The sequence below is a fragment of the Rhizobium sp. IBUN genome, from assembly GCF_000510625.1.
Classification (GTDB): domain Bacteria; phylum Pseudomonadota; class Alphaproteobacteria; order Rhizobiales; family Rhizobiaceae; genus Rhizobium; species Rhizobium altiplani.
Genome location: NZ_AZNV01000015.1, coordinates 76251 through 103225 on the forward strand (window position 1 = coordinate 76251; position 26975 = coordinate 103225).

A 26975-nucleotide genomic window follows, 5' to 3' on the forward strand; every position below is an offset into this window, starting at 1 on the left:
CGTCGCCTCCTGCCTTTTCAACCTGCACCTCCCTGGCCGATCGCCATCCCGGTTGCATCCCGGCCCCCGCCGCCGTTCCCCCGCCGTCCTTTGCGGGGGGCGATGAATTGGCGAATGTGATCGACATGCATCGGTGGGCTCAGGAAATGCCCCTGCAGTCTGTCGCAGCCTTCCTCCAGGAGCCACGCGGCCTGTTCGGCAGTCTCCACGCCTTCGGCAGTGACGCGCATGCCGAGCCCATGCGAGAGCGCAATGACGGAACGTACAATCGTCCGGCTCTTTTCGTCGCTTAGGAGGTCGTTGACGAAGTATTTGTCGATCTTGATGTTATCGAAAGGAAAATTCTTCAGGTAACTCAGGGATGAGTATTCCGTCCCGAAGTCGTCGAGCGAGATCTGGATGCCAAGCACGTTCAGGGTGTTCAAAGTATCGAGATTGTTGATCGTGCGCTCCAGAAGGACGGTTTCCGTAATCTCGAGTTCCAGGCGTTCGGCGGGAAGACCGATAAGATCGAGTGTTTGCGACACGCGATCGGTGAAACCTGCTGTCAAGAATTCCGCCGGGGATAAGTTGACGGCAACGGTGTAATGGTCCGGCCAGCTCAGAGCTTCCCGACAGGCCTGTTCCAGCACCCATTGGCCGATTTCGCTCATCAGCCCATCTGCCTCTGCCATCGGGATAAAGGCAATGGGAGGAATCACGCCGAGCCTCGGATGGCGCCAGCGTAGGAGAGCCTCGAAGCCGGTTACGGTGCGTGAGCGGTCAACAAGAGGCTGATATTCGAGGAAGAACTCGCCATGATGGAGCGCGACCCTGAGGCTGCGCCTCAGCAACTCCCGTTGTTCCAGGACCACCAACATGCTGGGATCGAAGGTTCGTGCGCGACGGCGTCCTTCCTTTTTGGCAGCGTAGAGGGCGACGTCGGCTGCTTTCATCAATTGCTCGCCCTCATCGCCATCACGGGGCGCGATCGCAATGCCGATACTGGCTCCCACGAAGACAGTGATGCCGTCCACCACGAATGGTTTCTTGAATTCGCCAACAAGCGCATCTGCCAGTCGTTCTGCCTCTGCGGGCTGCTCGTGAGAAGTTTGAATGACGGCAAATTCGTCGCCAGCAAGTCGGAAGGCTGTTTCGCCACTACCGAGCACGCTTCGGATCCTGGCGGCTGCAAGCTTCAGAACGATGTCTCCGGCGCCGTGTCCCAAGGTATCGTTCACCGGCTTGAAGTCGTCGAGATCAATCTGCATCAGGGCGAGACCGCATCCGCCGCTGGTCGGAAGAAAGCGCCCCAACTGGTCGCTGAACTGCCGGCGGTTGGGAAGCCCGGTCAGGGCGTCATGGGTTGCCTGATGCAAGAGGAGAGCCCGTTCCTGCTCATGCGCAGGTGTCGATTCAATACGGTCAGCAACGGCGATCTCGATAACTGCCAATCCCTCCTTTGCCGGCAGTAGCAGCAGGTCATAGCCGTTGTCGGTCGACACACCTATCCGTAGCGATTGTGGCGTGCCGTTTTTGATGACGAGTTGTACGAGGTCCGCTGAGGGAGGGGCTTTCAACATGGGGTAAATGTCGCCCAGCCTTGTGGGTTGCTGCCTGTTGAAGCCCGAGCGTTTCGCGAGCGTCTCAGACCAATCAATAAGAACGAGGTCGAGATCCCATAGCGAGAAAACAGCTGCGACACGGCTGAAGAATTCGGATCCATGTGGAACTAGCGTAGGCCAATTCTCACGATTTTCCGGCATATGGGTGGGCCTCCGCGTTGTGCCTGCGCCTAGGTTTTTCCGATGCATCCCACACATGCTGAATCAGCAGTCTCTAAGAAAGCTAGCGTATGCCGTGTTGCAGTCAATCAAAAACGCTACCATAGGGCAGTATTGTCCCTCTACCAGACTGCGATTGTCGAAATGTACGCAGAAGGGAAGTTAGCTAAGCGGTACCCGGGCCACCGTTTTTCGAGGGTCCGTCGGATCCTGTAACCAGGACAAAAGCGCGCTCATTCGGCTCGAGCCTATTGAGGCTCGGCCTGGCTCTCGCGCATCGGATAGCTGAGAGCGCGGGGCTGGATATTTCGATGGCAGCAGTACAATTCCCGCTTCGGGACCCCATGGTATTTTCCGCAGTACTCGGGTCGACCCAGCTCTCGCATATAGCTGCAGATGTCTCCGGACAAAATGATGAGATTCCTGAGACGATCTGGGGCCAGTTCAAGTCCGCCGCGCTTAATTGAAACAAAACTGTCGCTGAGTTCGGCTTCGGCCGCGGTCGCCGACGCGAAGCAACGCTCTTCAGCAAGCTCTGCAGATAGAATGCAGACTGTCGTGCAACTTGCTCCCGACCTGCATAAATCCTTTCGCAAGGATCTTGATTGGGCCTCGCTGTCCCCTAGCTCAATTATTCAGGGCGTACGCGGCAATGGGGCTGCGCAAATTTCAGCCGAATGGAGCCCACCATGAAACATCAGACATTGGAGCAACTGCAGAATATTGCGGATATCGACCAGGCATATCCGCACCGCATCATGTCACGAAGCGAGCGTCTCGAGCGCTGGGTGGAGCTTCTCGAGTTGAGCCCGCATCGACGACTGGCTACCCTCTACCAGACCGAACATCAGCCGACCTCAGTGCTATCGCTCCTGCGTAGCGATAACTCCCCGATCTCGGTCGCCTTTGAGGACCCGATCCTGCGAGCAGCGGGGCTTGAGAACGATACCTATGGCCAGGCCAAGAAGTTCTTCAGTCTAACCGACGGCGAACTGCATAACGTTCTTTGCTACTGCCATTTCGGCGCGACGGTCAGCGCCGCCACAGCCGCCCACTATGTACGCGGTATTCTTGGCGTGGATCGCCCAGGTTTATTCGCTCGCCTGCGGGCACTGTTCACATCTTGACTGGAACGAGACCAGGCGCCATTCGAACACCTGATCACTGCTCCCGTCTTCAAGCCGCCGCTCCGGCGGTCGCCGGCTTGTCGCTAGCGATCGCCAGCTAGCTGATCACTCACCATCCTCGCCAGACAGTCCGGTCTGCTGCTCCAGGCTGCTCAGGCAGGCATCGTTATGGGCAAAGCGAAAAATGCTGTAGACCGCCAGTCCCCAGTCCTCACTTCCAGAAATCGTGACGCTGGCCGACTGGGCATTCTGGAACTTCGTGCTCAGATTGTCCCACTGCTCGAACACCTGCCGCTCCTGAGCGATGACCGCCTGCCGGAACATGCCGTCCTTTCCGAATTTGGACGTGGCGACATGGTCGACCTTCTCGTCCGCTGGCCCGAACTGGGAAGCGAGAAGCGAAGCCGCCTCCTTGTAAACCTGCCGTGTCGTCGTGCCGCGCTGATCATCGTCGATGTAACGGGAAATCGCGACAACGTTGCATATTCCCATGCCGTGGACGTAGGCTAGCACATATTGATCAAAGAGGTCGCTTCCGCCAGGCAGAACGTTGCATGAGTACTGACCTGTCGTATCCGGCTGCTCGCCATTGATCGGTTTGCAGCCGAGCGCTGACGGCAGAGTATCCTGCGAAACGCCGAGCGGCCGGAAGGCCGGAACATTTGTCTCGGACGGTGAAATGGACGCAGTCATAGTTGCGGCAAAAGCCACGGACGCCAGAATATCGATTACGGCCATCGAATCTCTCCCGAGTAAGATCGGGCAATACCACAACAGCAGCGTCAGAAACCCGATCTGCGCGCCAGGCACGGTGCCGAAAGTTGACTTTCCACAGCCTTTCGCGTTCAGCACAGTCGCGCCGAAGGTTGAAATCCAAGGGTCGGGAATTGTTCCATCACGATTTTGTGGCGAGTGGTGCCGGGCTGTCCGCATAGGGTGCTATTCAAGCATGAGTTGCTTGCTGGTTGGAGTGGCTGTGGCAAACGGTCGCGCGGACCGATCGTGCTAGACAGGCATATGAGGAGATGCTTGCATGCCGCCAGCTGAGGGGCCGATGTAGGGATAAGATCATGGACATTCGAAATCTTTTTGCGAATGGCAAAAAGAACTTGAACGTGTCAGCGCCGATCAGAGGTGAACCAATCGAGGTTGTTCAGTCGCGCTCCCGGGCTCAGCCGAATCACAGTATCGATAGCGATGAGCGGGAAACACACACCGAAAGGAGCGCACGCATGACGCAAGGAAGCTTTGGCTTTCCGCCTGCGGATCTTCGATTACGCGCCTTGGGGGAAATTCATGCGCGACCCTATGCGCTCGTTCAGGCACGCCGCGTCATCTTCCAGCTCGCGTTCCTGACGGAGAGTGCCGGTGACAATGACCATGAGATGCTTGCCGATCTTTCCCGATCCAGCGGCGTTGCTCCGCCGACCCGCGAGACCAGCCATCATGCGATAAGCTGGGGCCAGGGCACCTTGCGCTGGGAACGCCATACCGAATTTTCGACCTACTTCTGGGATTGCCCCGCACCAGAGAAGTTCGGCGCCCCGATCGCCGTTCATCCTTTCGGCGACAGCTTCTCGCCACCAGGTCCGTTCATATCGGGCATTCGTTTGGAAATACGCCCCGACACGCCCGAGACGGTGCAGGAAATTGCCGTTTTCGATCCGACCAGCCTGTGTCGAAGCGAACTCAGAAACGGTCAGGCAACGATCCTCACCGATTTCCGCCAGGATGGCGACGGATTGACGAAGTTTCTGGTGATCGATCGCGGCATGTCCGACAGCGCACGCGGTGCGCTGGTCCAGCGGCTTCTCGATATCGAGACCTATCGCACGCTGGCGATGATGGGCCTGCCGCTTGCACAGTCACTCTCGCCCGAAATCCGCCAGATCGAGTCCGGCCTGACGGCCATTACGCAGCGGATGAAGCTGCATGCACGGGATGAAGCGGACCAGATGCTGTCCGAGATCACGCGCCTTGCGGCCGAACTCGAGGCGAATGCAGCGCTCAGCCTCTATCGGTTCGGGGCAAGCCGCGCCTACTACGAGATCGTTCAGGAGCGCATTCGGGCTCTTGCCGAGACGGCAATACCAGGCAGCGAAACACTCGGCTCATTCCTCGAACGACGACTGGCGCCGGCCATGCGAACCTGTCAGTCGGTCGAGGAGCGCCAGGCGAACCTTTCGCGCAAGCTTGCCCGAGCCACGGCCCTGCTGCGAAGCTGGATCGACGTCGAACTCGAGCGTATCAATACGACGGTGCTGAATTCGATGGACCGCCGGGCGCAACTGCAGCTGCGTTTGCAGCAGACCGTCGAAGGCCTGTCGGTGGCGGCAATCTCTTACTACGTCGTCGGGCTCTTCGGCTATGTGGCAAAGGGTGCGCACAATGTCGGCTTCGAGGTGTCCCCCGAGACGCTGACAGGTCTCTCGGTACCGATCGTGGTTGCCGGCATGTGGCTCGTCGTGCGGAGCATCCGGCGAAGACATGCCGAAGAGGACAAGCGTTGACGTTTGGCGTCGTAGGCTGCCATCGCCCTGTCAGGGCGCGTCGGCCGGCCAGACGATGCCAGGAAGTCCGTCATGGACGGCACCATGCTTCCCGGGACGCACACAAGGGAGCCGTCGTAAAGGAAGTCGGCTAACACGCGTTCGATCCGGTGGGCAAGCGCTTTCGATGACCGTAAGCCGCATGGCTCCCACGGTTCCCAGCTGGCTTCAGAGTTGCGCCGTCGAACACTCGTAGAGCGCCGCGCCCGTTCCAGCATCGACACCACTCAGGCTCACGTCGTAACCCCAGAGGTGGCGAATATGGCCGAGCGTGGCATCACGGGTTCTCTCTTCCAGGAGGATGCCGTTCTTCACATTATGCTGTAGCCGAAGTTGCCGGTCACCTAGCAAGTCCACGTCGATAACCTGGATATCGGGCTGTCTGGCCCCGACGTCGTAACTGTGGGCCAGCGCCGAGCGGATCCTGGAATAGCCGCGCTCATTATGGATTGCGGATACTTCGCAATAGCTGTCGGTGGCGCGATCGGAGAGCAGGAACAGCCGGAACTTGCGGATCATCGCCGGGCTCAGATATTGGAGCATGAAGGACTCGTCGCGGTGGTTCGCCCAGGCGTCGAGCAGCGTCCCCTGCCAATCGCCGTTGCCGGCAAACGACGGAAACCAGTCGCGATCTTCCGCCGTCGGTTCCATGCAGATGCGCTCGATGTCCTGCATCATCGCGAATCCCAGTGCGTAAGGGTTGATGCCCGGGAAGCGCGAATCATCGAAGGCCGGTTGGAAAACGACGTTGGAGTGGCTTTTCAGCAATTCCAGCATCGCCCCTTCGCTGATCCGGCCCTGATCGAAGAGGCGGTTGATGATCGTGTAGTGAACGAAGGTCGCGCAGCCCTCGTTCATCACCTTGGTTTGGCGCTGTGGATAGAAATATTGCGCAATGACGCGCACGATCCTGAGAAGTTCGCGCTGCCAGGGATCGAGGATCAGGCTGTGCTTTTCCAGGAAGTAGAGCAGGTTCTCCTCCGGAAGATTGAGAACCTTCTTGCGTTCGGACGCGTCGCGTTCGGCCTCTTCCGGATTGCGGTTTTCCGTTGCCAGCGGCAGCGTGCGCCACAGATCGCTGTAGGTCTGCTCTTCATATTCCAATCGCTCTCGGGCGCGTTCTCTGACTTTTTCGGAGGAAAGGCGGGGCGGGCGCCGGTAGCGGAAGACGCCCTGGTCCATCAGGGCGTGCGCTGAATCGAGGATCGCCTCCACCGCGCTCAATCCATGCCGCTCCTCGCACTTGGCGATGTATTTCTTGGCGAAGTCCATATAACTCAGGATGGAGCCGGCGTCCGTCCACTGGCGGAACAAGTAGTTGTTCTTGAAAAAATGATTGTGGCCGAAGGCTGCATGCGCGGTCACCAACGCCTGCATCGCCATGGTGTTTTCTTCCATGAGATAGGTGATGCAGGGGTTGGAGTTGATGACCAACTCGTAGGCGAGGCCGCGCTGTCCCTTCCGATACAAGTGATCCTCGAAGATGAAGCGCTTGCCGAAGGACCAGTGCTGATACATCAGCGGCATGCCAACCGACGAATAGGCATCGAGCATCTGCTCGGAGGAAATGATCTCCAACTGGTTGGGATAGACGTCCAGTCCCATCTCATCGAGCGCAACCGTCTCTATCGCATCGTAGGCGCGCGAAAGGGTGGTGAAATTCCAGTCGGAACCATCAAACAGCAGGCCTGAACTCGAGCGTCTCGCCATTCGGTCGTCCCTTACTTACGCGTGCGCATGGCAGGCTGTCGGGTAAAGAGCTTGCGGAACACGGGGTAGATGTCCGCCGGTCTGGAGATCCGCGTCATCTGGAAGTTAGGCACTTCGCCGTCGACCGTGCGATAGGCACGCCACAGCGACGTGCCGTTGTCGGTCGCTCCAAAGATTTCGGTTTCACGCTCATCGATGATCTCGACATAGGCATAATATTGGCACAGGCGCATCAGGTGGTCGCGAAGCAGCGCCGCGCACCGTTCGGAATCTCCGCTGATGTTGTCGCCGTCGGACGCTTGAGCGGCGTAGATGTTCCACAGATGTGCCGGATAGCGTTCCTCGATGACACGAAGCATTTCCTCGAGGGCAGTGGAAACGACCGTGCCGCCGCTCTGCTTGCTGTAGAAGAACGTCTCCTCGTCGACCTCGCGCGCCTCGTCGGTATGACGGATGAAAACGATATCGATCCGCTCGTAACGGCGGGTCAGGAAGAGGTGGAGCAGCACGAAGAAGCGTTTCGCGAGGTCTTTTTCGCGTTCGCCCATCGAGGCCGACACGTCCATCAGGCAGAACATCACCGCGCTGGCATTGGGAAGCGGCTGGCGCTCGAAACGGTTGAAGCGAATATCAACCGGATCGACATAGGAGATGCGTCGACGCCTGCGTTCCAATTGCTCGAGCTCCTCGCGCAATGCCTGCAGGCGACGCCGCTCCTGTGCCGACAGGTTCGGTTCGGCCTCCAAGGTGGCGATCTGCTCCGCAAGCGCCTTCACCGCCGCTTCGCTCGGGCGCTGTAGCGCGATCCGGCGGCCGAAGCTGTTGCGCATCGTCCGCCCGACATTGATGTTCGTGGGGGTGCCGGCCGTGCTGAAGCCGACGCGGTGAGGCTTGTAGGTCACCGTCTCCTTCAGGTTCAACTTGACCATGTCGGGCAGTTCCAGATCCTCGAAGAAAAGGTCGAGAACCTCGTCGCGGGACAGGATGAACTGAAAGTCATCCTCGCTCTCGCCGCGGCCGGCGCCCTTGCCACTTCCGCCGGCACCGCCTTGCGGTCGTGAAAGCTTGTCGCCCGCCATATATTCCTTGTTTCCGGGCAGAATATACTCGCGCGCTCCACTGCCGGAGGCAGGCTGAAAAGTCGGCTCGCCGGCGCCGCGTTTCGGCATCGGAACGCCATGGGCGGCGTCCACGTCGGCAATCCTGTCCGATTTGACCTGCTCCTTGATCGCCCGCTTGAGCTCCTCGCGGGCGCGGTTCAGGAAACGCTGCCGGTTGCCGAGGCTCTTATCCTTCGGGTTGAGCCGGCGGTCGATAAAATTCGCCATCTGCCAATCCCCCGGTTCGGCATCGTCAGCCGGCCTTATTGACCCGCATATACCAATCGACGAGCCGCCGGACCTGGCGAACAGTATAGCCGCGTTCCGTCATGCGCTCGACGAATTCCGCGTGCTGCTTTTCCGTTGAGCTGTCCTTCTTGGAGCCGAAGCTGATGACGGGCAGGAGGTCTTCGACCTGACCAAACATGCGCTTCTCGATCACTTCGCGAAGCTTTTCATAGCTCGTCCATGACGGGTTGCGCCCATGGTTCTTGGCGCGGGCACGCAGGGTGAACTTCACAACCTCATTTCGGAAGTCCTTGGGGTTGGCAATGCCCGCCGGCTTCTCGATTTGCGACAACTCGCTGTCGAGAATTTCGCGGTTGAGGATCTGGCCTGTGTCGTAGTCCTTGAAATCCTGGTCTTCCAGCCAGGCATCGGCATAGGCGATGTACCGGTCGAACAGGTTTTGTCCATACTCGCTGTAGGATTCCAGATAGGCTTTCTGGATTTCATGACCGATGAATTCGGCATAGCGTGCTGCAAGCTCGGACTTGATGAAATCCAGGTAGCGCGCCTCCGTTTCCTTCGGGAATTGTTCGCGCCGAATTGCCTGCTCCAAGATGTACATCAGGTGGACCGGGTCGGCGGCGACCTCCTTTGTATCGTAGTTGAAGGTTTCCGACAGCACCTTGAAGGCAAAACGGGTGCTGACACCAGTCATGCCCTCATCCACACCGGCGGCGTCACGATACTCCTGCACCGACTTGGCCTTGGGATCGGTGTCCTTCAGGTTTTCGCCGTCGTAGACGCGCATCTTCGTGTAGAGCGGTGAATTCTCATGAACATGGAGGCGTGTCGCAACGGTGAACCGGCTAAGATTCTCGAGCACTTCAGGGGCGCATGGGCTCTTTGCCAGCTCGCTTTCACGAAGCAGCTTTTCGTAGATTTGCCGTTCTTCGGTGACCCTCAGGCAATAGGGCACCTTGACCACGAGAATGCGGTCGAGGAATGCCTCGTTGTTCTTGTTGTTCTTGAATTGCAGCCACTCGGACTCGTTGGAGTGAGCAACGACAATGCCCTGGAAGGGGAAGGCGCCGAAGTTCTCCGTACCATTATAGCTCCCCTCCTGGGTGGCGGTCAGCAGGGGATGCAGCACCTTGATCGGGGCCTTGAACATTTCGACGAACTCGAGAAGCCCCTGCGTCGTTCTGTTCAGCCCGCCACTGTAGGAGTAGGCATCAGGATCGGCCTGACTGAAGTTTTCAAGTTGACGGATGTCCACTTTGCCGACGAGTGCGGACACGTCCTGATTGTTTTCGTCACCCGGCTCCGTCTTCGCAATTGCTATTTGTCGCAGACGCGAGGGCGTCAGTTTAACCACGCTGAATTTCGAAATGTCGCCGCCGATCTCGTCGAGCCGTTTCGTCGCCCAGGGCGAGATAAGGCCCGTCAGCCTTCGCGGCGCAATCCCGTACTTGTCTTCCAAGAGACCCGCCATCCGTTCCGGGTGGAACAGGCCGAGAGGGGATTCGAAGACGGGGCTGACCTTGCCATTGACGGCCAAAGTGTAGATCGGGCGCTGCTCCATCAGTCTCTTCAGGCGCTCGGCGAGCGACGATTTGCCGCCTCCCACTGGACCGAGCAGATAGAGGATCTGCTTTCGCTCCTCGAGCCCTTGCGCGGCGTATCTGAAGTAGCCGACAATCCGCTCGATTGTATCTTCCATTCCATAGAAGTCGGCGAAGGACGGGTAAATCTTGACTGTGCGGTTGGCGAAAATCCGCCCTAGCCGCTCATCGGCGCTCGTATCGATTAATGTCGGCTCGCCGATCGCTTCGACCATTCGCTCTTGCGCGGTCGCATAAAGGCTTTTGTCATCGCGGCAGGCAAGCAGGTATTCCTGTAGACTTAGTTCTTCTTGCGCGGCGCTTGTGTAAATCTCCGAGAAAAGATCAAAGACGTCACTTTCACCTTTTTGCATGATGCTCTCCCGCGGCCTGTCGGTTGAGGCGGGATTGCCGCCCCGTCGGCGCGCTCATTGAGACAACGGCACAAACTAGCATTCGTTCCTTCAAATACTTACAGGAATTCGAATTTGGCTCGAGTAGGCCATGTAGCATCTCATCGTCTCCATTCTTGCGCCAGATTGCGACTCAAATGTTGAACTGTGCTGATTGCTAATATGGCACGAAAGACGTGCAATAACCATGGCTAAGGTAATCACGCTATCGCTATGAACAGCGCATTTCATCCCGAGCCAATGCTATGTCGGCGAACAAAATCGCAGCGCTGAGCGATCATGCGCCGGTGGACGGCTGCTCCAGAACCCGTGCCGTCCATGGCGAAGAAGCGGTAAAGGAAATTGCGAGCTGGCGCCCGTCGGGCGCTAGCTGATGCCGCCGAGGCAGACGTATTTAATTTCCATAAATTCTTCTATCCCGTATTTGGAACCCTCACGGCCAAGGCCGGAGAGTTTGACGCCGCCGAAGGGAGCTTCCGCCGTCGAGATCAATCCTGTGTTGACACCAACCATGCCGTATTCGAGGGCCTCGGCGACGCGGAAAACGCGAGCCAGATCCTTCGCGTAGAAGTACGAGGCCAGGCCAAACTCGGTATCGTTTGCCTGCTGGATGACATCAGCCTCATCCTTGAAGCGGAACAGCGGCGCCACCGGCCCGAAGGTTTCTTCGCGGGCAACGGCCATCTCCCTCGTGACATTTGAAAGCACGGTCGCCTCGTAGAAAGTGCCGCCGAGCACGTGGCGCTTTCCGCCCTGTACGACGCTCGCTCCCTTGGCGAGCGCATCGGCAACGTGTTCCTCGACCTTCTCCAGCGCTGGCTGGTCGATCAGCGGTCCCAGAATGACACCCTCGTCGAAGCCATTGCCGGTCTTCAATTTGCCGACGGCTGCCGCAAGCTTCTGTGAGAAAGCATCATAGACACCTTCCTGCACGTATAACCGGTTTGCGCACACGCAAGTCTGGCCATTGTTGCGGAACTTGGCGATCAGCGCACCTTCAACGGCGGCATCAAGATCAGCGTCGTCAAAGACGATGAAGGGTGCATTGCCGCCGAGTTCCAGGCCAAGCTTCTTGATTGTCGGAGCACTCTGCTTGTAGAGCTCGGCGCCGATTTCCGTGGAACCGGTAAAGGTCAATTTGCGGACAGTCGGATTGGCGGTCATTTCGGCGCCAATCTCGCGTGCCGAGCCGGTGACAACCGAAAACAGGCCATTCGGAAGCCCGGCGCGTTGCGCAAGCACGGCAATTGCAATGGCCGAGAAGGGCGTCTGGCTGGCCGGCTTCAGCACCATGGCGCAACCGGCAGCAAAGGCAGGCCCCGCTTTTCGCGTGATCATGGCGTTCGGGAAATTCCAGGGGGTGATCGCGGCAACCACGCCGATCGGCTGCTTCATCACCATGATGCGCTTGTCGGGTTGGTGGCCGGGAACCAGATCGCCATAGACCCGCCGCCCTTCCTCCGCGAACCATTCGACGAAGCTTGCGCCATAGACGATCTCGCCGGTCGCTTCGGCAACCGGTTTGCCCTGTTCAAGCGTCAGGATACGGCCGAGATCGTCCTTGTTTTCGATCATCAGCTCGAACCATTTGCGAAGAATGCCCGAGCGTTCCTTGGCGGTGCGCGCCGCCCAGCCCTTTTGGGCAACGCGAGCGGCCTCGATCGCGGCTTTTGTCTCGGGCGCTCCCAGCTTGGGCACGCGGCCGATGACTTCACCGGTCGCCGGATTGTTGACTTCGATCGCATTCGCCGGATCGGCCTCGATCCATCTGTCGCCGATCAGGGCTGCCTGCCGAAAGAGTGTGGGGTCCTTGAGGTTCATGTTGTCCATCCCATCGAGAAATTGTGCCGTTCCGCATCTCCGCGGCCGCCTCGGCCAAGCCTTACGACAATGTCGCCATCCTCTTCCGCCCTGTCAAACGCGTTGTGGTAAAAGGGTCGCGGACAGTGCCGAGGCGCAATCTCGAAAATGGTTGGAGGTTTTCAACACCGGCGCGCATTTTTCGGGAACCTTTGCCGTCGAGCTCCATCTATATCAATGCCAAGGCGGTGACATGAAAGAGATGACGATGTCGCAGATTCAAGCAGATGGGGCCGAAGCACTCGATACGCTCGCCGATGTCGAGCTGGCGCGCCGCGCGGTCGCCCGCGATCGCCACGCTTTTTGCGCGATCATGAAGGCCCACAATCAGAGGCTCTACCGTCTGGCAAGAAGCATTGTTCGCAATGACAGCGAGGCGGAGGACGTTGTTCAGGAGGCCTATGTGCTCGGATTTGCGCATCTCGATCGTTTCCGAGGAGAGTCCTCGCTCGGGACCTGGCTTTCGCGCATCGTAATCAACGAAGCTCTCGGACGTCTGCGCAAGAAACGGCGGGCGGCGGGCGTCGCGCGTTCTGCCGACGAAAACAGCGGAGCGATGATCCTCCGATTTCCAGTCGACAACACCGGCGACCCGGAGCGCACCATGGCACAGCGGCAAATTCTGCAATTGGTCGAGCAGGCGACCGACGCCCTGCCGGATATCTACCGAACCGTCTTTGTCGCAAGAGTGATCGAGGGGCTGAATGTGGATGAGACCGCGGCGTTGCTCGGCCTGCGGGCCGAGACCGTCAAGAGCCGGCTGCATCGCGCCAGGCGCCTGGTAAGGGAGCGCCTCGACGAGCAGATCGGTCCCGTGCTCCTTTCCGCATTTCCCTTCGCGGGCCGTCGTTGCGAACGCCTGACGACGGCGGTGATGAGCCGTCTCGGTTTTCTCGACTGATTCCGGGAACCTTCTCGTCGGGTTGACATCCAATGTCTGTTCCAGAAAAACAATGCCCGGCCTTGCCGGTTCGGGCGAAGGAGGTTCCTATGCAGACTCGACAGATTGCGACCCTGACCGCGCTTTGCCTGTTCGGACTTGTGCCACCCGCATGGGCAGCGGACAAGCCGACGGACCCGCAGATCGCGCATATCGCCTATACGGCCGGCACTATCGATATCGAGGCCGCAAAACTTGCGATCTCGAAATCCAAGAACAAGGATGTTGTCGCCTTCGCGGAGGACATGGTGCGAGACCATGAGGCCGTGAACAAGCAGGCTCTTGCACTGGTCAAGAAGCTCAAGGTTACACCGGAGGACAACGAAACGAGCAAGACGTTGACCAAGGCTGCAACCGATGAGCGAGCAAAACTTGCCAAACTCAGCGGGGCGAGCTTCGACAAGGCCTATGTCGACAACGAGGTCGCCTATCACAAACAGGTCAATGGCGCGCTTGAGACGCTATTGATCCCGTCGGCGAGCAACGCGGAGCTCAAGGAGTTGCTCCAAACCGGCCTCAAGGTCTTCCAGGGCCATCAGCAGCATGCCGAGCATGTCGCTGGCGAGCTTAAATAGGAGATACCAGCATGCTGAGACGGCATCTGTGGATCGTTGCGGTATCTGCGTTGACCATCGGTGTCGTTCCGGTGCGGGCGGAAACAGTCACTGTAACAATCGAAAAGATGATGTTTTCGCCCGCTGAGATCAGCGCAAGGCCAGGCGACACGATCGAATGGATCAACAAGGATATTCTTGCCCATACGGCGACCGTGAAGGGTGACTGGGAGGTGGTCATTCCTCCCGGGAAATCCGCAAGTGCCGTGCTGAAGGCGACCACGTCGGTTGATTACTATTGTCGCTTTCATCCGAACATGAAGGGTCGTATCTCGATACCCTCTCAATAGTAAGGCTGCGCGGCGCTGCGTGAAGACACTCTCCGCCGCCATATCCGACCATCGGCGGATAGAATTCGTCTTCGCTCGGCCTTCGCGCTGCCCTATACAGCTTTCATGTATTCGCTGGAACGCCCTGTAGCCCTTGAGCAAATCGTGAAGAAGAGCCGGTTTCTGGCGATTGGTGTTCCGATCGCCAGCGAGCTCGACGCGAAGGAGGCGCTTGCCGTACGCAGCCATGGCGATGCCAACCATAATTGTTGGGCTTGGCGCATCGGCCAGACCTACCGTTTCAGCGATGACGGCGAGCCAAGCGGAACAGCAGGAAAACCCATACTGCAGGCGATCGATGGCCAATCACTCGACAAGGTCATTGTCATCGTGACGCGCTGGTTCGGAGGTGTGCTTCTTGGTACCGGTGGTTTGATCCGCGCCTATGGCGGTACGGCGGCCGCCTGCCTCCGGTCCGGCGAACTCATCGAACTCGTTCCAACTTTGGAAGGAACGATCCGCGCCGGATTTTCCGACCTTGCGATCCTCAGGGCAAGGCTCGCCGCCTTCGAGGGGGTGCACGTCCTCAGCGAGGCTTTCTTCGAGGCTGGCGCGGAGATCACGGTGAGCTTTCCGCAAGCACGGTCGGACGAGATTGCCCGTTTGATTGCCGATACCACAAGTGGACGCAGCGCGCTCGCCCTCAAACAATAGGGCGAGCGCGAGCATTCAGGTCAGCATCGAGTAAGCGCTCGAGCAAGCAATGCTGGGCCCGACTTAACGCCAGCCAAGTGCTGGTGCCACATATTTGAGGATCGCCTCGATCACATGAGCGTTGTATTCGACGCCGAGTTGATTGGGGACTGTCAACAACAGGGTGTCGGCTTCGGCAATGGCTTCGTCTTCGGAGAGCTGCTTGACCAGCGCCTCAGGTTCGGCCGCATAGGAGCGACCAAAGATCGCCTTGGTGTTTTCGTCGATATAGCCGATCGAATCCTGTTCCTTGCCGCCGCGGCCGAAGTAGGCGCGGTCGCGATCGTCGACAAGTGCGAAGATGCTGCGGCTGACTGATACGCGTGGGGTGCGAGTATGGCCGGCTGCCTTCCATGCCTCCCTGTAGGCGCGGATTTGTGCGGCCTGCTGGACATGGAAGGGTTCGCCGGTTTCGTCATCCTTCAGCGTCGAACTCTGCAGGTTCATGCCGAGCTTGGCTGCCCAGATTGCAGTTGCATTGGACCCCGCGCCCCACCAGATGCGCTCGCGCAATCCTTCCGAATAGGGTTCAAGGCGCAGCAGGCCGGGCGGGTTAGGAAACATCGGACGCGGGTTCGGTTGGGCAAAACCTTCGCCTTTAAGTGCTTCCAGGAACACCTCGGCATGGCCACGGCCCATGTCTGCATCGCTCGAACCATCTTGTGGCTGGTAGCCGAAATAGCGCCAGCCATCGATGACCTGCTCCGGAGAGCCGCGGCTGATCCCCAGTTGCAGGCGGCCACCGGCAATGAGATCGGCAGCACCGGCGTCCTCGGCCATGTAGAGAGGGTTCTCGTAACGCATGTCGATGACCGCGGTGCCGGTCTCTATGGTCTTCGTCTTCGCACCGACTGCCGCCAGGAGCGGAAAAGGCGACGCCAGCTGCCGCGCAAAGTGGTGGACGCGGAAATACGCGCCATCCGCACCGAGTTCTTCAGCAGCAACGGCAAGATCGATGGATTGGAGCAGCGCGTCACCCGCGGAGCGGGTTTTTGATTGAGGCGAGGGCGCCCAGTGGCCGAAGGAGAGAAAGCCGATTTTCTTCATGATTTTACCCGTTGGATATCGCGGTTTGCCGTGGGAATTTTTGATGGGCATAACATGCGGAGCAGCGTCTGCCACGAAAAGACGATTGAACGCTCTGTTCATCCTTTGAGACTGACGAACACCGAATGAGCGGCCGCTACTGCTGCGATGCGGTCAGCCGTCTTGCAAAAGGCAGGAAGAGTAGCGCGCAGCCTGTCAGTATGGCGACGATCAGCCAAGCCTGGTTGATCGCCTGGACGCTTGCTGCTGTCTGTACGAGCGGATCCAGCGCAGCGATCGTGTCCGGTGTGAAGTCGCCGGTGCTCCCGTTGATCGTTCCCGCCGGAGCCCCGATAAACGCCGCCGTGGCTGCGTCGCCGGCCCGCAGTTGATCCCATAGTCTCTGCCCAAGCGGCTCCGACCTCGTGTAGATGATCGTATCGATCATGGCGATGCCGATCGCCCCGCCCAGATTGCGCATCAGATTGAAGAGGCCGCTTGCGTCTGGCACCCGCGATGCCGGCAAGGTTCCGAGGGCGAGGCGTGTCGGCGGCAGAAGGCAGAACATGATCGCGGCACCGCGCACGACCTGCGGCCAGAACATGGCATCGAAGTCGGAGCGCGGATCATGGAATGCGCTCATCCCTAGTCCGATCGCAAACAACCCGAAGCCTGCGGCCGAAAGCAGACGCGGATCTGTCCGCTTTTCCAGCGCAACGGCGATCGGTGCGGTGAACAGCTGCGTTATGCCTGTGACCAGCATCGTCATCCCGATTTCCAGGGCATTGTGCCCCCTGACGAAGGCAAGGAACACCGGCATGAGATAGACCGAGCCGAACAGGCCGATCCCGAGCACGAAGCTGAGCGCGGATCCGACCAGGAAATTCCGATCTCGGAAATGATGCAGGTCGACGATGGGACGCGTTCTGCGCAGCGACCGGGATGCAAATGCGGACCCCGATACCAGGCTGAATGCTAGCAAGCTCAGGACGTAAGGCGAGATCCAACCGCTCGTCGGCGCCTCCTTCAATCCCAGTTCCAGGCTCGCCAGCGCCAGCGCCATCATAAGGAGCGACAGACCATCGAGGTGCCGCAGTTCGGACACGTCGCCCTTCTGCCGGGGCAGGAACTGCCACGCCACCAGCGCCGAGACAATGCCGGGAACGATATTGATGAGGAACAGCCAATGCCACGAATAGGTTGACGTCAGCCAGCCGCCGATGATCGGCCCAACCGTCGGTGCCAAGACAGCCAGCACGCCAGCGATTGTCGTGGCGAGTGCCTGCCGCTTATTGGGAAAGAGGATGAAAACGGCCGAAAAAACCGCCGGGATCAGCGTTCCACCGGAAAAGCCCTGAACGACCCTCCAGGCAACCAGTTCGCCAAAGTCGTTGCTTGCCGCACAGCCAGTGGAAGCGACGACAAACAAGCCTATGGAGGCGACGAACAGCCATCTCATCGTCAGGACACGCGTCAGCAAGCCGGTCAACGGTATCGCGATCACCTCTGCGATCAGATAGACGGTCTGGATCCAGCTCATCTGGTCAGGATCGATATTGATGGCCTGCTGAATTGTAGGCAGGGATGTCGCGACCACCTGGATGTCCAGGATCCCCATGAACATCCCGATGCACATCGCAATGAAGCCCACCCAGATCACCGCCGAAGGCGGATGAGAGGAGGCGGGCTCAAGGTGTTGCGACATGCGGTTGCCCTGCGATCGGGATGGTTCAAGACGGCCCGCGCTGCGGGCCTTCACTCAGGACGGCGGAAAAACGCTTCCAGGCGATAGCCGTCCGGATCGATGACAAATGCTGCGTAATAGAACGATCCGTACTCGGGGCGTATTCCCGGTTCTCCGTTGTCCGTCCCGCCGCCCGACATTGCGTTTGTGTGGAAGGCTCTGACGCCTTCCTCGTTGGGGGCAACAAAACAGAAGTGCAGTCCCGACTCCATGTCGGGAACGACAGGCCGCTCGGCGAGCTTTATCCAGAGCTGGGGCTGTTCAGCACCGTAGCCCAGCCATCCGTCACTCGTTGAAAGCCTCGTATAGCCCAGCGGCTCAAGTGCTGCGTCGTAGAATTTTCGTGCACGCTGGAGATCGGACACGCCGATAGAAACATGATGAAACATCATTCCTCCTTCTATGCGGGCGCTCGTGATTGATGAGCCGCAGCCAATCGGTCCGCTCGCGACTGTACAGCGTCGCATCAGTAAAGCAAATGATGGAGCTCAATTGTCGATCCCGGTTCTGCCCCGAGGACTGACGGGCAGCCAGGAATATTGCCAAAGCAGGCTGAAGCCTTTGAAACGAAACTGATGGATTGTGGCGCCAAGCGAGTTTGACAAGCCGTCAGGAACGCGTAACGTCGGCTCAACGACCGAGGCCCACCGCTTGCATTAGTGCAAAGCGGTGGGCCCCGGACACGCTGAAGAGATGCTGGCATTTCGCGTTCAGGTGGTGCTGCACGCGAAAGTTACTCGATGCTAGTTCGCCTTAACCCTTCGCGCGAGAGCCATTACGTAATCGTCGGCGATATCGGCCAACGTCAGAGCGACCTCGGTTTCCTTCCATCCCGCAGCAACGGCTCGTTGCACGAAAGCTCGAAAAGCCTGTGCAAGGACTTCCTCACGCTCGACGACGCGGTACGGATCACTCGTAGAATATTGAGGGTTGCTGATCTGGATCGTAGGGTTGGTCGGTTCCATGATATGCCCCTGAAAGTTGCCCCATCTGATGACGGGCGCATTTCCTTGTGCGTTCCGTCTCACTGCCTGCACTGCGATTATGCTTCTTTATTAAGGGGTTACTGGGATCTTGTCGTTAGCTACGCATCCGGAAACTTGCAGCAGCGTACATTTCTGCGGCTCCAGGGACGGCTCAGGTGCTCTCGCTGTTGAGCGATATTGGCACAGCCGTGGGTGCTCGCCTTGCAAGAGGCATGACCCAAAAACGCGGGAACTTGCGGTGGCGGGCATTCAGCGCGAACGGGGAGGCGACCGACGCAAGGCGTTAGCACAATGACCGCGTTCAGGCTCGACGGTTGTGCCCAAGCGTTCTCAGCCAAGTGTCGAAGGACTGACCACTCTCAGCCTCGGCTACCGGCTCGACGGAATAGCCAATATTGGACGGCATGCCCGAAGTCCTCGCCTCACGCGGGCTGTAGCCGAATTCCTTGCTGAAGGCGCGGCTGAAATGTGCGGCTGAGGAAAAGCCAGCCGCGAAGGCGATATCGGCGATTTGTTGCCGGTTGGAGGTATCGCTCAATGCGGCGTGCGCGGACAAGAGCCGGCGCCGCTGGATATAGTGATGCACACCGCCGTCTGTCTCGAACGCCTGGTAGAGCCGCGTGCGGGAGACGCCCAGTTCCCGGCACAAACGGTCGGTCGTCAGGTCGGGTGACATCAGATTGTGCTGGACGAAGCGGTGGACGCGTTCCTTCAGTGGCAAGCCGCTGCTTTGTTCAGGCGACGAGACATGTGCTGACGATGATGAAACACAGGCCAGGATCAGATCGCGGACGGTCTGTACCACGTGAGAAAGATCCGCCTCAGCAAGCAGGGCCAGCTTCGTCTCGACGCCATCCAGATAGTCGATCAGCAGTTTGGCGCGTGTTCCGACGAGCGCGATGTTGTTCTTGATTTCGACAGCGGAGGCGGGATGGAGCAATTCGCGAGGCAGGTAGAGGGACAGGGTTTGGGCGTCCGTCGATCGACCACGAAAGGGATGCCCCAAACTACGCAATTCGACATTTCCAGGCTCTCCCTCGGAAACGTGTCCGCCAACTTCCGTCCATGTTCGGCCGCCGCGCAATACAGAGATATGCCAGTGATCGATCGGGCTTGATCGAACCTTCGCTTCCGAACGCATATAGCTATGGGCGGGCGTGCTTTGCTGAACGACAAGCATGCCGCCGAGGTTCCAGACTGCATGGTCGGCCACAAAACCCGTATCCGTGGGAATGCTATCCGGGCGCCTGATATCGACAAGCGGCGCGACATAAGACTGCCAGGCGAAAAATTGCTGTGCCGGCTCAAGGTCTCGCGTGGAAAATCGCAGGGGTTTCAATGCCGGAGGAGGCGCAGGGTGCTCGTCCGTTGGTTTGGTGTCGCGAGGAAAGCGACGGCGTTCCACCTGCACGGTCTTGCTATCGTCGCGCTTGCCGCCATCAGGGTGTGGGGGGGAGAGGCGAGATCGTTCATCGTCCGGCAATTCGGTCTCCATATTGGATCAGGGAGCACGGCCTAGCTATCCCACCAGTACTGAATCAGCTTTTGTCAAAGCTAGCGCATGCCGCGTTGTAGTCAATGAAAACGCTACCATAGGACGCCGTTATGCACACTCGCGCGATTGTGGATGCGTGCATGCAACGGTGCCGTCTGGGTGATAAGTGGCGGACGCCAGTCGAACTCGCAGCGCGCGGCTATTTGCGAGCCGCCCGCGCTATTCCCGCCAGCCCTCGAGGGTCTGGACGAAAGACGTCAACCAGGCATTTGTCTGGTGGGCGTCCAGCGCGCGATGGTCGATCGTTAGCGAGACATAGGCCATCGGCCGAATCTGGATGGTGTCGACGCCGTCGATCTCTCGTACGACGACGCGCTTCTCCATTTTTCCGACGCCAAGAATTGCCGACTGCGGCTGATTGATGACGATGGGCGTAGCGACCAGCGAGCCAGACACGCCATGGTTTGAGATGGTGAAGGTGCCGCCGCGCATGTCGGCGTTGGTCAGGCCACCGGAACGCCCGCGATTGGTCAGGTCTTGAAGTCTGGCGGCGACATCGGGTAACGCGAGGCTCTGCGCTTGCTGGATCACCGGGACGACCAGGCCCCTGTCGCCGAGGGCCATGCCGACGCCGATGTTGATATCGTCGAAGACCTCCAGATGATCCTCATGCCAGCGGCTGTTGATCTCCGGTACTGCCCGCATCGCCACGACGCAAGCGACGATGATATAGGCCGTATAGGAGAGATTGATGCCATCGGCGGCCATTGCCGCCTTGTTCCTTTCGCGATGCCTGATGACTGCCGTGAAATCGGCCTCGAAGATCGACGTGACATGGGGGGCAGCCGTAAGCGACTCCAGCATGTGCCGGGCGATGGAAAGCCGCATGGGCGTATGGGCGACCATACGCGACCCGTGACTGATCTGATCGCGGGCGAGAGTGGCCGGCCCGGAGCCGGTCGGCGTGTTCAGGGACGACGGTACCCCGTCGCGTCGCTGTTTTTTTTCGAACGCGGCATCCATATCCAAACGCGTGACACGTCCGTCCCTGCCGGTGCCAAGCACCGCAGCCGGGTCGATGCCATATTGTGCGCCGGCGCTGCGAACCGCTGGCGAGAACCGGTCCCCGGCAGCATTGCTTGTCTCGCGGGACGGTAAGGGTGGAATATCGCGCGTATGGTCATCACCAGCGGCGGCGGCTTTGAGGCGGATACGGCCGAGAACCGCGCCAGGCGTCGCATCCGTGCCCGACGCCATGACGATCTCGTCAAGTATTCCGGCCGCGGGTGCGGAAATCTCCTGCGTCACCTTGTCCGTCTCAAGCTCGACGAGGGGATCATCCAGCGCGACAGTCTCACCCGGTTGCTTCAGCCAGTTGCGGACGACCGTCTTCGTTCCTTCCTGTTCGACGGGAACGAGGACTTCGGCGAAATCGACCATGATCTAGTACTCCACCAAGGCGGTGATCTTCTGCCGGATCCGGTCCACGGACGGCAGTGCCCATTCGAGCAAGGATGGATTGTGCGGGCTCGGGATGTCAGGCATCGTCAACCGTGCGACCGGGGCGTCGAGATCCAGGAAGGTCTCGTCAGCAACGACGGCGGCGATCTCCGCGCCGAAGCCGGCTGTCTTAAGGTCCTCATGGACGATAAGGCAGCGCCGTGTGCGACGAACCGACGAGATGACGCTCTCGCGGTCCCACGGCATCAATGTTCGCAGATCGATGACATCGGCGGAGATGCCTTCTGCCGCTTCCTCGCAGCGTGGAACCATGGCACCCCAGGTCACGATCGTGATGGCGTCGCCCCTGCGTGTAAAGCGTGCCTTGCCAAAGGGAAGCGCGAAGTTGTCGCCGGGGTAGGGGCGACGGGCCCATGGATGGTCGAGCATGGCGCGATGCTCGAAGAAGATCACCGGATCGTTCCCGCGCAGGGCCGTTCGCAACAGCCCGACGGCGTCTTCGGCGTTCGAGGGAACGGCAACCTGCCAGCCTGGTTGATGGATAAAGGCGACCTCGTTCGTCTGGCTGTGCCACGGATCCCCACATTTGAAAAAGCCGCCGGGCACGCGCAGCACCACCGGCGCTGCGAACCGGTTGTTGGTGCGCCAGCGGATCGTACCGCAATCGTTGATCTGTTCGGTCGCGGGCTCGGCGTATTTGCGGAACTGGATCTCGGGAACGGGAACGAGGCCCGCAAGCGCCATCCCGACGGCGCGACCGACAATGCCTTCTTCCGACAGCGATGTGTCAAAGACACGGTCCTTGCCGAATTTCTCCTGGAGTCCAAGCGTGACCGCGTGAACGCCGCCCTTCGGGCCAATGTCCTCGCCAAACAGCACCACGCGTGGGTTGGTGGCCAATTCGTGGTCCAGTGTGCGCCTGATCGCCGTGACCATATTGATACGTTGGCCGTCTGGCGCGGCCTCGTTGCTGCATTCCGGAGCCTGGTAGCCGTCGCAGTGCTGACCGCCCATTGACTGCATTTCCCCGTCGAAGAACACATGACGGGTGACGGTTTCGGGAGACGAAAAGGCGCGGCTTTCAGCCTCCGCGCGTGCCTTTTCCGCGGTGTCGCCGGCCTCAAGCCTGCAGGCTTCCCACTCGTCAGCGCTGATTGCCAAGGGAACCAGGTAGTCTCGCAGACGAGGCAGCGGATCGCGGGCCCATTCCGCCTTTACGAGCTCTTCACTCTTGTAGGACTGGGTGTCCTGGAAGCTATGACCCTCCAGCCGCGGAACCGTCAGCCGCAGGAGAGCGGGCATTCTCTGCTCGCGGACGAAACCGACGGCGTTTTGCATGAGGCGAGCCACGTCAGCGGGATCGCAGCCATCACCTTCAAAGATGGCAAGGCCGCGCCAGCTCGCGAGATTGGCTGCAATGTTTCCGCCCGGCGTTTGCATGTCGGAGGGAACTGAGATCCCGAAGCCGTTATCCTCGACGTAAAACAACATCGGCAGCTTCTGCGTTGTAGCGATTGTCAGCGCCGACCAGAAGCCATTCGATGCGACCGAGCCATCTCCACCAAGGACGACCGCTATCGCGTCACTGTAGTCATGCTCCCCCAGGACCGTTGCATGGTAGTGAATAGCCTGGGCCCAGCCCGCGGTCGGGGTGTACTGGGCGCCGACACCGCCGCACATCGGCAGGGCAGAGGCGCCGTCGCGGTTCGGATAGTTGAAGACGACGCCGATGTCGCGACCGTCCGAATAGCCGCCGGCGCGCGCCATCGCCGAGCCGAGCGCATCGGCCGGATCGACGCCGAGCGACAAAAGCAGCGGGCGTGACCGATAGTAGCCGCAGGTAGCATCGTGGCGGTTCGTCAGCTGCAGCCCGAGCATGATCTGCGCCATGTCGTGGCCGCGGGCGGAAAACTGATAGAGGATCTTTTTTTCGGGGACGAGCCGCGTTTCTTCCATCTCGTCAAGGATGCGCGAGAGATGCAGGAGATAGGTAACGCGCTTCCAGTCTATTCCCTCATCGGGTGCGTTCCTGCCACGCATTATAAGCGCGGTCGCCTGTGCCATCTTCGATCCTCCCAAATCTCTGATCCACGAGGAGGTTAGTACAGCCTTGGAGAAATTTCGTTTCAGTTTTCCGCGAAAGGCACGGTGGTGTGAAACATTCATTTCACCAGACGGCGATATTTCACACCATCAATTCGGCGTTCTCGATAAGGTTCCAGTTTGCCGGTATTGCCGGTGGCTGCCTATCGAATCGTCGGGCAGATCCGCGTGTCGCCGATGGGATCGTGCAAGTTTCCTTCGCAACCTGCATCTCGAGGCTGCAAATTCCAGATGCCTCATATGCGCTTTTCGAAATGCTCATTCATAAAGCAATGCGCTATACAATTGTGCATCGCACAAGGAGATATGACATGAAAATCGGCAACAAGATCGGAGAGTTCCTTCAGCTCCGCAAGGCATACAGAGATCTTTCCAGACTTGACGACTCGGCGCTGAAGGACATCGGCGTCAGCCGTGGCGACATCAAGCGGCTGGTTTATGGCCGCTAAGGCACCGAACGAGACCCAGACCTCAAGGCCCGCCCAAGCGGGCCTTTATTGTTTCAGGGATTGCCTGGCAGGTTCTTGGCGTCCGCTGCCAGCGACACCAGCCCCCCTTTATGAGAAGGCATCCTCGCTTACCCCAGGGTGGCGATCCAAGATGCCTGCTGTCAGCGCATCAGGGGCTAGTGGCTTCGATTTGCGGTGAGAGGATTTGCGATCTGTTAATGATCTGGGCGCCCGAAATTAACTATTTGTTAACCAAATCAGACATAGAAATAGTCAACGATTTCTTAACATAGATGACCAAAGTGCTAACTGACGCTCGCTCGATCCGTATCAAGGGCCGCTCTTTTCTGGCGGTCATGCTTTCGCCAGATCTTCCCTTCGATGACTGGCTCGTAAGACTAGACGATCTTGCCGCGCGCTCCGCCGGCTTCTTCCTGGGGCGACCGGTCGTGCTTGACGTCGGCGATCTCCAGATCGACCGGGCGCAGCTGAAGGGCCTGATTGCCGAGCTGGCGCAGCGCAACGTCAGCATCATGGGGATCGAGGGCTGCCGCCCGTCGATGATCGGCCCTGGCATGCCCCCAGCCCTCAAGGGCGGGCGCCCGGTTTCGGACTTCGAGGTTCCGCAGCAGGAGCCGGTCATCGATGTTCGCGCCGCCCAGTCCGAAGCCGTCGAGGCCCGACCTGCGCTGCAGTCGATCGTCATCCGTGAGCCGATTCGTTCAGGCCAGTCGCTGATCTTTCCAGAAGGCGATGTCACGGTCATCGGGTCCGTCGCTTCCGGTTCGGAAATCATCGCCGGTGGCTCGGTTCATATCTACGGGACACTGAGGGGGCGGGCCATGGCGGGCTCCGTCGGAAATACATCGGCGCGAATCTTCTGCCGTAAGCTTGAGGCAGAGTTGGTGGCGATAGATGGCATCTACAAAATGGCGGAAGACATTGCGCCGAACCTTCGCGGACAGCCCGTTCAGCTTTGGCTGGAAGGCGAATCGATCAAGGCAGAGAAACTTATCTAGGCCCGAAGCTGGCTATCACACAGGAGAGAAAGATGGGGAAAGTCATCGTCGTCACTTCGGGCAAGGGCGGAGTGGGCAAGACCACATCCACCGCAGCCCTCGGAGCAGCCTTGGCTCAAAGAAACGAGAAAGTCGTTGTTGTCGACTTTGACGTCGGCCTGCGCAATCTCGATCTCGTCATGGGCGCTGAACGAAGGGTCGTTTACGATCTGATCAACGTCATCCAGGGGGACGCGAAGCTTTCGCAGGCGCTGATCCGTGACAAGAGACTTGAGACGCTCTTCCTTTTGCCGGCATCCCAGACGCGCGACAAGGACAACCTGACCGCGGAAGGCGTGGAGCGCGTTATCAACGACCTGAAGCGTCATTTCGACTGGATCATCTGCGACAGTCCGGCCGGGATCGAGCGCGGTGCCACGCTTGCCATGCGCCACGCCGACGTCGCCGTCGTCGTCACCAATCCCGAAGTCTCTTCAGTGCGTGATTCCGACCGCATCATCGGGCTGCTCGACTCGAAGACCGCGAAGGCCGAAAGCGGAGAACGGATGGAAAAACATCTGCTCCTGACGCGCTACGACCCCAACCGTGCAGAACGCGGTGACATGCTGAAAGTCGATGACGTGCTGGAGATCCTCTCCATCCCACTTCTCGGCATCATCCCAGAAAGCTCGGATGTGCTTCGCGCATCCAACATTGGTGCCCCCGTGACCCTGGCCGATAGCCGCAGTGCGCCGGCGATGGCCTATTTCGATGCTGCGCGCAGGCTGGCGGGTGAGGAATTTCCAGTCGTCGTTCCGGGAGAAAGGCGGGGCATCTTCGGTAAAATCTTCGGACGGAGGGCCGCTGCATGAGCATCTTCAGCATCTTTGGCAAGCAAAGGACCGCGCCAGCGGCCCGGGAACGACTACAGATTCTACTCGCGCATGAGCGCGTTTCGGCAGGATCCGATCTCGTATCGTTGCTGCGCGAGGAGATCCTCGCCGTGATTGCCAAACACGTGCAGGTCGACAGCGAACGGGTTCGCGTGACGATGGATCGCGACGAGCATATGTCGATCCTCGAGATCGACGTCGAAATCCCACTGGGCGCGACCGTCCGGGCAGCATGAACAAAGGGCGGCGCCACGAGCGCCGCCTCCCGCTTGGCGCAAAGCCTGGCGATGGCGTTATTTCTTCGTCCGCAACCCATCCATCAAGAGACCGATCAGCCGGTTCGAGCGATCCCGCCACTCCGCAGATGCCGGTAGCGAATAGATGCTCGAAAGGGCGTGCAGAAGGTCGCTCGTGTCGATATCGTTTCGAATGAAGCCCTGATCGGCTGCCGCTCTCAGGAGCCGTTCAACGGCGCCGCGCAGGATGCCGCTGCCTTCGGCAAACAGCGAGGCGTTGGAGTCCATCAGGATTTTCAAGCTGCTTGCCATCCCCCGCTTTGCGGCAATGTAGCCTACAAAGCGGCGCATCCATTCTTCCAGCGCAGCGTCAGGCGCGTGGCTTGCCGCGAGATCCTCCGCCGCCGCGGCGAGGCTTTCCAGTTCCCGCCGATAGACCACCTCAACCAGATGCTCGCGCGTTGGAAAATGCCGGTAGAGCGTTCCAATGCCGACGCCGGCCCGGCGGGCAATGTCTTCCAGCGATGTTTCGACGCCAGCTTCCGCAAAGACGGCGGCGGCGACTTCGACGAGCTTCTCACGATTGCGACGGGCGTCGGCGCGCAGTGGCGGCGGTGTCGACTGTGCTGTCTTCGGCGGTGCCGAGGCCAAAATAAG

24 protein-coding genes are annotated in these 26975 nt (G+C 59.4%); 10 read left to right on the forward strand and 14 right to left on the reverse strand.

All coding sequences use genetic code 11. The features are described from left to right. Window positions 1–17: 17 nt before the first annotated feature. Window positions 18–1745, reverse strand: a complete 1728-nt coding sequence (locus RHIBUN_RS0115595; protein WP_025660246.1) for an EAL domain-containing protein — start codon at window positions 1743–1745, stop codon at window positions 18–20. Between the two features lie 707 nt (window positions 1746–2452). Between RHIBUN_RS0115595 and RHIBUN_RS0115605 the strand changes: the two genes are divergently transcribed. Beyond that, window positions 2453–2890, forward strand: a complete 438-nt coding sequence (locus tag RHIBUN_RS0115605) for a hypothetical protein (RefSeq protein WP_025660248.1) — start codon at window positions 2453–2455, stop codon at window positions 2888–2890. Between the two features lie 105 nt (window positions 2891–2995). Here RHIBUN_RS0115605 and RHIBUN_RS0115610 read toward each other — a convergent pair whose 3' ends face one another. Further along, the gene (locus RHIBUN_RS0115610; RefSeq protein ID WP_025660249.1) at window positions 2996–3628 is read right to left on the reverse strand and encodes a hypothetical protein; all 633 of its coding nucleotides are present in this window, start codon (window positions 3626–3628) and stop codon (window positions 2996–2998) included. 494 nt (window positions 3629–4122) lie between these two features. On the opposite strand from RHIBUN_RS0115610, the gene RHIBUN_RS0115615 reads away from it, so the two are divergent. Beyond that, on the forward strand, window positions 4123–5400 hold the full coding sequence (locus tag RHIBUN_RS0115615; protein ID WP_025660250.1) for a DUF3422 family protein: 1278 nt from the start codon (window positions 4123–4125) through the stop codon (window positions 5398–5400). Between the two features lie 207 nt (window positions 5401–5607). Here RHIBUN_RS0115615 and RHIBUN_RS0115620 read toward each other — a convergent pair whose 3' ends face one another. From RHIBUN_RS0115620 to gabD, 4 genes are all read right to left on the reverse strand, one after another. After that, window positions 5608–7149 carry a SpoVR family protein gene (locus RHIBUN_RS0115620; RefSeq protein WP_025660251.1) on the reverse strand — a complete coding sequence of 514 codons (1542 nt, stop codon included), beginning with the start codon at window positions 7147–7149 and terminating at the stop codon, window positions 5608–5610. An 11-nt stretch (window positions 7150–7160) separates the two neighbouring features. Next, entirely contained in the window at window positions 7161–8477 is a 1317-nt protein-coding gene (locus tag RHIBUN_RS0115625; protein ID WP_025660252.1) for a YeaH/YhbH family protein, read from the reverse strand. Between the two features lie 25 nt (window positions 8478–8502). Then, complete coding sequence (locus RHIBUN_RS0115630; RefSeq protein ID WP_025660253.1) at window positions 8503–10452, reverse strand: PrkA family serine protein kinase; 1950 nt, start codon at window positions 10450–10452, stop codon at window positions 8503–8505. A gap of 405 nt (window positions 10453–10857) precedes the next feature. Further along, window positions 10858–12312 carry an NADP-dependent succinate-semialdehyde dehydrogenase gene (gene gabD / locus RHIBUN_RS0115640; protein WP_025660254.1) on the reverse strand — a complete coding sequence of 485 codons (1455 nt, stop codon included), beginning with the start codon at window positions 12310–12312 and terminating at the stop codon, window positions 10858–10860. A 247-nt stretch (window positions 12313–12559) separates the two neighbouring features. Between gabD and RHIBUN_RS0115645 the strand changes: the two genes are divergently transcribed. The 4 genes from RHIBUN_RS0115645 (at window position 12560) to RHIBUN_RS0115660 (ending at window position 14888) form a co-directional block, all read left to right on the forward strand. Further along, on the forward strand, window positions 12560–13252 hold the full coding sequence (locus tag RHIBUN_RS0115645; protein ID WP_025660255.1) for an RNA polymerase sigma factor: 693 nt from the start codon (window positions 12560–12562) through the stop codon (window positions 13250–13252). A gap of 89 nt (window positions 13253–13341) precedes the next feature. Then, the gene (locus tag RHIBUN_RS0115650) at window positions 13342–13866 is read left to right on the forward strand and encodes a DUF4142 domain-containing protein (protein WP_025660256.1); all 525 of its coding nucleotides are present in this window, start codon (window positions 13342–13344) and stop codon (window positions 13864–13866) included. Between the two features lie 11 nt (window positions 13867–13877). Then, window positions 13878–14195, forward strand: a complete 318-nt coding sequence (locus tag RHIBUN_RS0115655; protein WP_025660257.1) for a plastocyanin/azurin family copper-binding protein — start codon at window positions 13878–13880, stop codon at window positions 14193–14195. 105 nt (window positions 14196–14300) lie between these two features. Then, entirely contained in the window at window positions 14301–14888 is a 588-nt protein-coding gene (locus RHIBUN_RS0115660) for a YigZ family protein (RefSeq protein ID WP_025660258.1), read from the forward strand. 63 nt (window positions 14889–14951) lie between these two features. Here RHIBUN_RS0115660 and RHIBUN_RS0115665 read toward each other — a convergent pair whose 3' ends face one another. The 7 genes from RHIBUN_RS0115665 to RHIBUN_RS0115695 all read right to left on the reverse strand — a co-directional run bounded on the left by RHIBUN_RS0115665 (window position 14952) and on the right by RHIBUN_RS0115695 (window position 23703). After that, the gene (locus RHIBUN_RS0115665; RefSeq protein WP_025660259.1) at window positions 14952–15974 is read right to left on the reverse strand and encodes an LLM class flavin-dependent oxidoreductase; all 1023 of its coding nucleotides are present in this window, start codon (window positions 15972–15974) and stop codon (window positions 14952–14954) included. Between the two features lie 136 nt (window positions 15975–16110). Further along, a complete protein-coding gene (locus RHIBUN_RS0115670; RefSeq protein ID WP_025660260.1) occupies window positions 16111–17658 on the reverse strand; it encodes a DHA2 family efflux MFS transporter permease subunit in 1548 nt (515 codons plus the stop codon). A 50-nt stretch (window positions 17659–17708) separates the two neighbouring features. Further along, on the reverse strand, window positions 17709–18086 hold the full coding sequence (locus tag RHIBUN_RS0115675; protein ID WP_025660261.1) for a VOC family protein: 378 nt from the start codon (window positions 18084–18086) through the stop codon (window positions 17709–17711). A 354-nt stretch (window positions 18087–18440) separates the two neighbouring features. Continuing rightward, complete coding sequence (locus tag RHIBUN_RS0115680) at window positions 18441–18662, reverse strand: hypothetical protein (RefSeq protein ID WP_025660262.1); 222 nt, start codon at window positions 18660–18662, stop codon at window positions 18441–18443. 322 nt (window positions 18663–18984) lie between these two features. Further along, entirely contained in the window at window positions 18985–20166 is a 1182-nt protein-coding gene (locus RHIBUN_RS0115685; protein ID WP_025660263.1) for a helix-turn-helix domain-containing protein, read from the reverse strand. Window positions 20167–20397: 231 nt separating this feature from the next. Further along, window positions 20398–21618 carry a 2-oxo acid dehydrogenase subunit E2 gene (locus RHIBUN_RS0115690; RefSeq protein WP_025660264.1) on the reverse strand — a complete coding sequence of 407 codons (1221 nt, stop codon included), beginning with the start codon at window positions 21616–21618 and terminating at the stop codon, window positions 20398–20400. Between the two features lie 3 nt (window positions 21619–21621). After that, window positions 21622–23703 (reverse strand): transketolase C-terminal domain-containing protein, encoded by a 2082-nt coding sequence (locus RHIBUN_RS0115695; RefSeq protein ID WP_025660265.1) that lies wholly within the window; start codon window positions 23701–23703, stop codon window positions 21622–21624. Window positions 23704–24053: 350 nt separating this feature from the next. On the opposite strand from RHIBUN_RS0115695, the gene RHIBUN_RS35380 reads away from it, so the two are divergent. The 4 genes from RHIBUN_RS35380 (at window position 24054) to minE (ending at window position 26318) form a co-directional block, all read left to right on the forward strand. After that, complete coding sequence (locus tag RHIBUN_RS35380) at window positions 24054–24191, forward strand: DUF1127 domain-containing protein (RefSeq protein WP_018858054.1); 138 nt, start codon at window positions 24054–24056, stop codon at window positions 24189–24191. Between the two features lie 293 nt (window positions 24192–24484). Further along, complete coding sequence (gene minC / locus RHIBUN_RS0115705) at window positions 24485–25210, forward strand: septum site-determining protein MinC (protein ID WP_025660266.1); 726 nt, start codon at window positions 24485–24487, stop codon at window positions 25208–25210. A 32-nt stretch (window positions 25211–25242) separates the two neighbouring features. Continuing rightward, entirely contained in the window at window positions 25243–26061 is an 819-nt protein-coding gene (gene minD, locus RHIBUN_RS0115710) for a septum site-determining protein MinD (RefSeq protein WP_025660267.1), read from the forward strand. Next, entirely contained in the window at window positions 26058–26318 is a 261-nt protein-coding gene (gene minE / locus RHIBUN_RS0115715) for a cell division topological specificity factor MinE (RefSeq protein ID WP_018858057.1), read from the forward strand. The genes minD and minE overlap by 4 nt, the downstream gene beginning before the upstream one ends. Before the next feature lie 57 nt (window positions 26319–26375). Here minE and RHIBUN_RS0115720 read toward each other — a convergent pair whose 3' ends face one another. Further along, window positions 26376–26969 (reverse strand): TetR/AcrR family transcriptional regulator, encoded by a 594-nt coding sequence (locus RHIBUN_RS0115720; RefSeq protein WP_025660268.1) that lies wholly within the window; start codon window positions 26967–26969, stop codon window positions 26376–26378. Window positions 26970–26975 lie beyond the last annotated feature (6 nt).

Coding starts and splice junctions, on each gene's coding strand:
- RHIBUN_RS0115595 (WP_025660246.1), bottom strand. CDS start 1,745: ATGCCGGAAAATCGTGAGAATTGGCCTACGCTAGTTCCACATGGATCC.
- RHIBUN_RS0115605 (WP_025660248.1), top strand. CDS start 2,453: ATGAAACATCAGACATTGGAGCAACTGCAGAATATTGCGGATATCGAC.
- RHIBUN_RS0115610 (WP_025660249.1), bottom strand. CDS start 3,628: ATGGCCGTAATCGATATTCTGGCGTCCGTGGCTTTTGCCGCAACTATG.
- RHIBUN_RS0115615 (WP_025660250.1), top strand. CDS start 4,123: ATGACGCAAGGAAGCTTTGGCTTTCCGCCTGCGGATCTTCGATTACGC.
- RHIBUN_RS0115620 (WP_025660251.1), bottom strand. CDS start 7,149: ATGGCGAGACGCTCGAGTTCAGGCCTGCTGTTTGATGGTTCCGACTGG.
- RHIBUN_RS0115625 (WP_025660252.1), bottom strand. CDS start 8,477: ATGGCGAATTTTATCGACCGCCGGCTCAACCCGAAGGATAAGAGCCTC.
- RHIBUN_RS0115630 (WP_025660253.1), bottom strand. CDS start 10,452: ATGCAAAAAGGTGAAAGTGACGTCTTTGATCTTTTCTCGGAGATTTAC.
- gabD (WP_025660254.1), bottom strand. CDS start 12,312: ATGAACCTCAAGGACCCCACACTCTTTCGGCAGGCAGCCCTGATCGGC.
- RHIBUN_RS0115645 (WP_025660255.1), top strand. CDS start 12,560: ATGTCGCAGATTCAAGCAGATGGGGCCGAAGCACTCGATACGCTCGCC.
- RHIBUN_RS0115650 (WP_025660256.1), top strand. CDS start 13,342: ATGCAGACTCGACAGATTGCGACCCTGACCGCGCTTTGCCTGTTCGGA.
- RHIBUN_RS0115655 (WP_025660257.1), top strand. CDS start 13,878: ATGCTGAGACGGCATCTGTGGATCGTTGCGGTATCTGCGTTGACCATC.
- RHIBUN_RS0115660 (WP_025660258.1), top strand. CDS start 14,301: ATGTATTCGCTGGAACGCCCTGTAGCCCTTGAGCAAATCGTGAAGAAG.
- RHIBUN_RS0115665 (WP_025660259.1), bottom strand. CDS start 15,974: ATGAAGAAAATCGGCTTTCTCTCCTTCGGCCACTGGGCGCCCTCGCCT.
- RHIBUN_RS0115670 (WP_025660260.1), bottom strand. CDS start 17,658: ATGTCGCAACACCTTGAGCCCGCCTCCTCTCATCCGCCTTCGGCGGTG.
- RHIBUN_RS0115675 (WP_025660261.1), bottom strand. CDS start 18,086: ATGTTTCATCATGTTTCTATCGGCGTGTCCGATCTCCAGCGTGCACGA.
- RHIBUN_RS0115680 (WP_025660262.1), bottom strand. CDS start 18,662: ATGGAACCGACCAACCCTACGATCCAGATCAGCAACCCTCAATATTCT.
- RHIBUN_RS0115690 (WP_025660264.1), bottom strand. CDS start 21,618: ATGGTCGATTTCGCCGAAGTCCTCGTTCCCGTCGAACAGGAAGGAACG.
- RHIBUN_RS0115695 (WP_025660265.1), bottom strand. CDS start 23,703: ATGGCACAGGCGACCGCGCTTATAATGCGTGGCAGGAACGCACCCGAT.
- RHIBUN_RS35380 (WP_018858054.1), top strand. CDS start 24,054: ATGAAAATCGGCAACAAGATCGGAGAGTTCCTTCAGCTCCGCAAGGCA.
- minC (WP_025660266.1), top strand. CDS start 24,485: ATGACCAAAGTGCTAACTGACGCTCGCTCGATCCGTATCAAGGGCCGC.
- minD (WP_025660267.1), top strand. CDS start 25,243: ATGGGGAAAGTCATCGTCGTCACTTCGGGCAAGGGCGGAGTGGGCAAG.
- minE (WP_018858057.1), top strand. CDS start 26,058: ATGAGCATCTTCAGCATCTTTGGCAAGCAAAGGACCGCGCCAGCGGCC.